Below are 7,929 nucleotides of genomic sequence, written 5' to 3'. Positions count from 1 at the left end.
AGCGCGCAAGGTATTTCTTTCCATCAGCAAGCGCAAGAAACCGGGCGGCAAGCTGATCCGCAAGGGCATCCGCCAGCAGTTGCAGTATGTGCGCCGCAATCTTGGGCATATTGAGCGGATGCTGGACGAGCTGATGGCGGAGGCCGGCATGCCGTTTCCCTTAGGACACAAGCTTCAACGCCAGTACTGGATTATTCAGCATGTGTATGCGCAGCAGAAGCGGATGTATGAGACGAAGAGCCGCCGCTGTGATGACCGTATTGTCAGCATCAGTCAGCCGCATGTGCGGCCGATTGTACGGGGCAAGGCTGGCCGCCCGGTGGAGTTTGGCGCAAAGGTGAGCGTCAGCATGATTGGCAAACTGGCATTTGTAGATCATCTGGATTGGGATGCATTCAATGAGTCACAGGATCTGATCGCACAGGTGGAGCGATACAAGGCGCGCTTCGGCTTTTATCCTGAGGTGGTGCTGGCTGATGGCATCTACGGCACACGCGCGAATCGGCGGTGGCTGAAGGAGCATGGCATCCGCTTTGGCGGCAGGCCTTTGGGCAGGCCAAGGAAGGTTACATCGGAGAATATGGATGAGATCAAACAGCTCAAGCGCCAGCGCAGGGAGGATGAGCGCAGTCGCATCCCTGTCGAAGGCAAGTTCGGGCAAGGGAAAAACGGTTACCGGCTCAATCAAATACGCGCCCGTTTGGCTTCAACCTCTGAGGCATGGGTGCGGAGCATCTTCCTGGTGATGAACCTGATTGCCCTGCTCAGGTTTTTGCTGCCTTTTTTGCGCCCATCAGCCATCATGGATGCCTGCACAACATGGCTCAGGGGCATGCTGAGGCTTGATGACGGCGTTGGCGATCGTTTGACTGGCATGCATCCCCGCTTCGCGGACGCTTCCACTGGATGGTAGATGGATGTTTTTGAGGAGGCTCTAAGTATGAATCAGGGGTGGGTGCTATGAGATCATATCATGAGATGATTAATATCGTGCGGCGAGTGCTGCTTCCGATCTTTCTGTTGTTGTTTTCGCAAGTGGCTCTGGCCGATATCGGTGATCGGCTTGAAGTGCTTGAAAACAATGCGGTACTGTATGCAGGCCCCTCTTCAACAGCATCGCATCTGGCATCGTTGAATGCAGGCGAACAGATGGTTGAGATGGAACGCCAGGGGGGCTGGGTGTTTGTTTCATTGAAGCGCTCGGGAAATCAGGGCTGGATTCTTTCCAGACAGGTACGCAAGGCTCCGGCACATATCATTGCTGCAGCAGCAAAAGCGCAGCCTGCAGCCGCTGCAAAATCAACCAAGCGTGAGGGCAAGGCCAGGATGGTCGTGAAAAAAGTGCCTGAGCCGATAGTGGCCAACCCGGACACCCCTTTTGCCACCCGCAATGTCTCTCTGGACGATCTGGGCTTTCGTAAGGGGATTATGTTTGAAGGTGCGACGGTATCGCATGCCACTACTTTCTTTTTTCCCGCCCCGCTTGATTCGCGGATTACCAATGGTGCACTGCGACTGTTGTTTCGAGCCTCTCCCGATTTAAATAAATTTGCCAACTTCCGGGTCTCCATCAATGATATTCCATATAAGCAGCTGGAACTGCCGCACGACTCCGGTATGCATGAGTTGGACCTGCTGCTGCCATCTTCAGCTTTTCACGGAAAGCTGGTGAAGGTGACGATCAGCGCGATTTTGCCGGTGTCGGATGACCGTTGTTTTGATGATCGTTTAAGCAATGTATTCCTGCATATCATGCCTGAATCATCGCTGTCTATATCGTATCAGCCTTTGGAACGCTCTATCCGCGACGCGTGGAGGTTGTTGCCGAATAAGGTGACGATCAGCCTATCGCAAGGCGCATTGAGCAAGGATCAGTTTGCCTCTACGCTGGCTGTAATGGCGCTGCTGGCTGACAAGGGCAAGGAAGTAAACCTGGTTCGTTTGCCGACAGTTGGTGATATTGTTATCGCGCCGAAGTCTGCGCTTGCCGGACTTGCTACTGATGTTTCGGGGAGCGTTCCTGAGCAGACCGATAACCTGATGATGGCACATTTTGCAAACCGCTCGGCGATTGTGGTGACGGATCCGTATGATGTGCAGCCGATGTATCTGCTGGATGATAACTGGAAAATACTTGCTGCCGGTGATCATTATCGCGTGTACAGGCCAGACAGCCTGCGGGCCCATGGCGGCCCTATGGGGTTGGAGGGTGACGCCGGATTTTATTCGCTGCCGCTCTCCACGCTGGGTATGAATACCGATGTTAAGTACCTGACCCGGGAAGTCAGCTGGCGGACGATGGTGAGCCCCTTTGCCTTGCCTATGGGGACACAGCCGGACTTCCTGAACCTGGAGGTTGTGGCTCCTGTTCGCTGGAAGGATGATCCCAACTATGAGTTGTACGTCTTCCTGAACGATGTGCTGGTGAAATCTGCACGCTTGGCGGACAACGGTGTTAAGCAGCATTTTACTGTTAATTTGCCGTCGGAATATCAGAAGCAGTTCAACGACATTCGTGTGGTTATCCAGCACGATATCGAAGAAGGTGACTGTCATGGTGTGATGCCGAGTGACTATGTGCAGATCATGCCGGATAGCGCACTGGTTGTGAAAAAAGAATCGACTGTTTCTCCAGCTAAATTCTCTGACTTGTCGAGATATTTCCTGTCCGGTTTTGATACGTATATGGAGTCATCCTATCTGGATCATCCTGAGCAGGTGCTGCATCTGATGGCGCGGCTGGCATCTGACTTCCCGCTGGTAATTGATCATAGCAGGCTGCATTTTGTCTCTTCATCCGAGGTGGTGAATCCGGACGGTCCATTTGTCGCTGTTGGACATTTCCCTATGGGTGAGAGCATAGAAGCGCCAGTTCGCTTTGATAAAGGTCATGTGAAGATTCAGACTCCGAAAGGCCAAACCTACTTTGATCTAAGCAACCTGACCAAGGTGACGGTGGCTGAAATCGTCAAGGCACCATCGGCCTTCGGTATGTGGATTACTCCGGCTGACAACGCCGAGTTGCCGGTAACAAACCGACTGGACCTGGCTGAGGATAACGTTGCATTCATTGACTCGCAGGGTGTAATCAAGACTATGAACAGCGCCGAGCCGTCGTTGGCCCAGGTTTATTATCCGGATGTGGAGGACTGGTTTGATGTGCTCGGTAAATACAAATTCTGGCTGATGGTGGCACTGTGGTTCCTGCTGACCATGGTCGTTGTGTATCTCTATCGTATGTCCAGATCCAACAAGATAGCGCGTGAGGCCGATGACTCATTCTATCAGTCGGAAGAAGAAAAAATGCGAGCGAGCGCAGCGGCGGATATGGGTGATTCACTGGATCATCTTGATGAGCACAGGTAAGTATCCGTATGAGCAAGACCGGAGGGGGGGCTAAACCTCGAATTGGCGAATTGCTGGTGAGCCGCGGGCTCATCAGCGAGGAGCAACTCGAGCGGGTGCTTGCTCAGCAGAAGCGGGAAGGTGGGCCTATCGGGCACATTATTCTGGCTAATCGCCTGGTCAGTACAATTGCGTTCTATGATGCACTTACGGATCACTTCAGGCGTGGTCGGATTGGCGATTTGCTTGTCAGCAAAGGTGTGTTAAGCAATGAGCAGATGGAGGAAGCCGTCCAGATTCAGTCTGAATGGGGTACCCGTCTCGGTGATATCATTCTGGCCAAAGGGTGGGTGAGCCCTTATGTGATGGGGCAGGTGCTGGCCGAGCATTTTGATAAACCGCATGTAGATCTGATGGACAGACGGCCGGACATTAGCTTGCTCGACCGAAGCAAGCTTTCTGTCTATTCGGAAAACCTGTTTATGCCCTGGCAGCGGGAAGATGGTCTGTTGAAGGTCGCCGTAGTGGACGTGACGCCCGAGCTGCTGAAAATCGTTAATGAAACAGTGGACGAGCCGTTTGATTTTATTGTGACTTCAAAATTCGATATTATCTGGTTGCTACAGGAGATCGGCGGTACATATTATAGCGGAAAAGCAGTGCATGAACTGGCCAATACGTTGCCGCAATATTCGGCATCCGAGGTGTTCACCGTCAAACAGCTGACATTCCTGTTTGTCTGGATGACGCTGAGCATTATCATTCTGGCGATATGGCCGATTCAGTCGCTGGTGGTGTTGAATCTGAGTATTTCAGCGTTTCTGATGCTGAATTTTGGCTTGCGCATGTTGCTCGGCTGGGTCGGTGGTGAGAAACATTTTGATCAGTATGTGACGGATGAGGAAGTGCTGGCTCTGGATGATCGTGACCTGCCGGTTTATACCATTTTGCTCCCGATGTTTCATGAGGCGGCTACGCTGCCCAATATTGCTCAGGCGCTGCGCACGCTTGATTATCCGCTCTCCAAGCTCGATATCAAATTGATATTGGAACAGGAGGATGATGAAACGATTGATGCTGCCAAAGAGCTTGGACTCGAAGGCATCTTCGAAATCATCCGGGTACCCGAATCCCTGCCGCAGACTAAGCCGAAAGCCTGTAACTATGCGCTGCATTTTAGCCGGGGCGAGATGGCGACGATTTATGACGGTGAGGATGCGCCGGAACCGGATCAGCTGAAGAAGGCGGTGATCGCTTTCCGGAAATCGCCGGAAAATACGGCGGTGATTCAGGGGCGACTGAATTATTTTAATGTGGCTGAGAACTGGCTGACTCGTATGTTCACCATGGAATACTCTCTGTGGTTCGATTTTTATCTGCCGGCACTGGATTATCTGCGCATTCCTATTCCGCTGGGGGGCACATCCAATCACTTCAAGATGAGTGTCCTCCGGGAAATGGGTGGATGGGATCCCTACAATGTGACGGAGGATTGCGACTTTGGTGTGCGTCTTACGCAGGCGGGATACCGGGTTGGTGTCATGAATTCCACCACATTTGAGGAAGCAAACAACTCTATTCCTAACTGGATTCGTCAGCGCTCCCGCTGGCTGAAGGGCTATATGCAGAGTTATCTGGTTCATATGCGCTCGCCGTTCAAGCTCTATGGCGAGCTGGGTCATGTGGGTTTCTGGGGCTTCCAGTTTTTTATTGGCGGCACAATTGTCAGTGCCATGCTGACCCCGGTGCTGTTTCTGATGTATATTATCTGGTTGCTGACCAGTACTTTCGCGTTTGATCCTTATTTCCCATCTTTTGTCCTCTATATTACACTGTTTAATCTGTTGATTGCTAACGGCATGCTGATTTACCTGTTTATGCTCAGCGGATTCAAGCGCAGGTATTTCGGTCTGATCCCATGGGCGTTGACCGTGCCGTTTTACTGGTTGCTGCAGTCATGGGCTGGATATAAGGGGTTCTGGCAGCTGATTCATAACCCCTTTTACTGGGAAAAAACGCATCACGGCCTGACCAGTTTTGAAGTGACGCATAGTGCAACTCAACCCGAGAAGCCGAAAGCATGAATATATCACCTGTTCGCCAGCGTAATTACGGAGGCAAGGCTGTGCTTGCTCTCATTGCTCTGGCGATGTGCGGCGTAACAATCTGGTTGTTATCCAATGACTTTCAGCTTGCAGCAGCCACCCAGCGTTGGGCCATGGTGACCGGTGCACTTGGAGCAAGTGATGTGCTGTTGGAAAATCTGAGCTTTCTGCAGCCACATTTTCCCCTCTATGTGCTGGTACCATTTTATTTTATTCCCGGCCTGGATACCGGAGCAGCGCCCTATCTGGTGGCATTGCTGGCAGCGACATTCCTGCTGTTTATGTGGGATCGCCATCTGAAAGAGGTGGAGATAAGCGGATTCAGGCATGCATTGTTGGCCATTTTGATTGTAAGTCACCCGGCATTTTTATGGGCGGCAACATCCGGCGGCCACCTGATGCTGAGTATGATTGCATTTTATATGCTCTACCGAAGCGCTCAGCATGTTATCACAGAGCACGATATTCACTCCTATATCTCGCTGGCTGTCGTGTTTCTGATCTTCTTTTTTGTGGATAGTTCGGCCATCTTTATTTTTGTGGCCCTGCTTCCGCTGTTGGTTGTGATCGCTCCGATCAGAACGGTGATGGTATCACCGGTCGGTCTCTACCTGATTGTGGGTACCCCGTTTGCATTTGCTGTGGGTACATGGGCCTATATGAACTGGATCTTTGAAGGTGATCCTCTCTTCTTTATCACCAATGCAGACTCAGCCTTTATGGGTGGTATGCTGCATATTCAGGATTTCCCGTGGTTGCAGCAATATGGCGGTCAGTTTTTTATGCCGCTGATTGCGGCGACCGGTTATATGCTGGTTGCCTATCCTGTTTCAGTATATCTGCTGCTGGATACAATGGATAACAGCTACCGTTTTCGTGCTTCATTTGTGTTGCTGTTGCACCCTCTTATCGCTATCGCTATTGCCACCAGCCAATATTATCTGATGCACCCATTTGAAATTCTGGGCCTTCTCAGTGCGGGCGTGATGGCCGAGTTGACCTTTATCAAGATGCAGAGCCGGCGAGAGTTTGTTTTGCTGGTCATCTTTATGTTCATCAGCAGTGTCGGTGGCTGGTGGCTGTTTTCACAGGCGGGTAACCCTGAGATGAAGCACTGGATGCAGGCCTTGCAGGGGGACACGCATCAGGACTCATCGAATGATGCTGATTTGGCGCTGGGACTCTGGTTGAAGCATAATCGCCAGCAAACAATGCTTTACGATCGGGACGCCTACGAGGTGATTGCCGCCAGAGGCGATGCGAAAGGGCTGGTGCTGTCGTTTTCCAACGAATATAAATCGAATATTCGCGAGCGTATCCCGAATGTGGCGCAGATCGCAGTGCCCGACCCGACGACTGTTCGCGGGCGCCGTGACAAGTTGAATATTCGTTATCCAAACCTGTATGACTTTGGCATGAAAGGCTTCAGCATCGTCTACGACCATCTTGGCTGGCGAGTTTACAGGAAAAAGCATGTCTGATCGGCGTTATTTTCCCGTTGCTCTGGCATTGGCTCTGTTGATGACAGGCTGTGCAAGTCACGGCCTGTTGCAGAACAGTTCAATGAAACATGGCTTTAATGTCATGCAGCATGCCTCGATGTCGTGGGAGGACCCTCAGGCGCGTCGGTCACTCAGAGAGATGGTGTCGACAGGCGCTAATGCCGTTGTGCTGATCAGCTTTCTCAAGCAACCGAGGCCCGACTCTGTAGAGGTCACGCGTTCAGATGCGGTGTCTGTTAATGAGTTGAAAAAGGCGATCAGGTACGCTCGTGAGCTTGGTCTGTATACGGTGCTTAAACCGCAAATACTGGTACAGGGGTCATGGGCCGGTGATGTGGATCCTGGCCGGCCACAGGCGTGGCACCAATGGTTTGAGAACTATTCGCGGGAAATTGTTGCTTTTGCTCGATTTGCATCAGAACAGCGGGTGCAGGCACTGGTCATAGGAACAGAACTGGTTCATGCCCGTGATCAGGTAGACTGGCCCGAATTGATCCGTAAGGTGCGCGCGGTTTATTCAGGAACAATCACTTATGCGGCACATAATGTGGAAGGGGTTAAAAAATTCCCGTACTGGAACATGCTGGATACAGTTTCGCTGACACTTTACCCTTCATTGGGCTCCAGCGGCAGCAGGGACGATATGCAGCTCTATGTGGATCAGGCCGTCGAGAACTTGCATCAAGCGGTTTCCGCATATAACAAGCCACTCTGGGTGCTGGAGTTTGGTATGCCATCGGCCAGAGGGGCTTCTGCACGCCCCTGGGCCTGGCAGGGGCTTCGGCATGCGCAAGTTGATTTTAATGTGCAAAGAGATGCTCTGGATATCTGGTTGCGTGCGCTGGACAAACCATGGGTTGACGGCGCATTTATATGGGTTTGGTACAGCGATTATAAACCCGGTAGAATCAATGATGCGGACTATACGCCACAGAACAAGCCGGCAGAACGCATTATCCGGCGCTATTGGAACTAAC

At 51.8% G+C, this 7,929-nt stretch carries 4 protein-coding genes and 1 pseudogene; all 5 read left to right on the top strand.

Going from position 1 to position 7,929, the window contains the following annotated elements; genetic code table 11:
• Positions 1 to 913, top strand: a pseudogene (locus SPV1_RS00580) (IS5-like element ISMafe1 family transposase); the annotation flags it as partial.
• 47 nt (positions 914 to 960) lie between these two features.
• Positions 961 to 3,366, top strand: coding sequence for a cellulose biosynthesis cyclic di-GMP-binding regulatory protein BcsB (locus tag SPV1_RS00575; protein ID WP_009849123.1), 2,406 nt, complete (start codon positions 961 to 963; stop codon positions 3,364 to 3,366).
• Between the two features lie 8 nt (positions 3,367 to 3,374).
• Positions 3,375 to 5,429, top strand: a complete 2,055-nt coding sequence (locus SPV1_RS00570; RefSeq protein ID WP_009849122.1) for a glycosyltransferase family 2 protein — start codon at positions 3,375 to 3,377, stop codon at positions 5,427 to 5,429.
• On the top strand, positions 5,426 to 6,931 hold the full coding sequence (locus SPV1_RS00565; RefSeq protein ID WP_009849121.1) for a hypothetical protein: 1,506 nt from the start codon (positions 5,426 to 5,428) through the stop codon (positions 6,929 to 6,931). The genes SPV1_RS00570 and SPV1_RS00565 overlap by 4 nt, the downstream gene beginning before the upstream one ends.
• Complete coding sequence (locus SPV1_RS00560; protein WP_009849120.1) at positions 6,924 to 7,928, top strand: glycoside hydrolase family 113; 1,005 nt, start codon at positions 6,924 to 6,926, stop codon at positions 7,926 to 7,928. The genes SPV1_RS00565 and SPV1_RS00560 overlap by 8 nt, the downstream gene beginning before the upstream one ends.
• Position 7,929 lies beyond the last annotated feature (1 nt).

The organism is Mariprofundus ferrooxydans PV-1, assembly GCF_000153765.1.
GTDB classification, from domain to species: domain Bacteria; phylum Pseudomonadota; class Zetaproteobacteria; order Mariprofundales; family Mariprofundaceae; genus Mariprofundus; species Mariprofundus ferrooxydans.
This window is presented reverse-complemented; position numbering and strand designations above follow the sequence as displayed.

What these genes read in the sequence shown, in the direction of transcription:
- SPV1_RS00575 (WP_009849123.1), top strand. Translation starts at nt 961, where the DNA reads ATGAGATCATATCATGAGATGATTAATATCGTGCGGCGAGTGCTGCTT.
- SPV1_RS00570 (WP_009849122.1), top strand. Translation starts at nt 3,375, where the DNA reads ATGAGCAAGACCGGAGGGGGGGCTAAACCTCGAATTGGCGAATTGCTG.
- SPV1_RS00565 (WP_009849121.1), top strand. Translation starts at nt 5,426, where the DNA reads ATGAATATATCACCTGTTCGCCAGCGTAATTACGGAGGCAAGGCTGTG.
- SPV1_RS00560 (WP_009849120.1), top strand. Translation starts at nt 6,924, where the DNA reads ATGTCTGATCGGCGTTATTTTCCCGTTGCTCTGGCATTGGCTCTGTTG.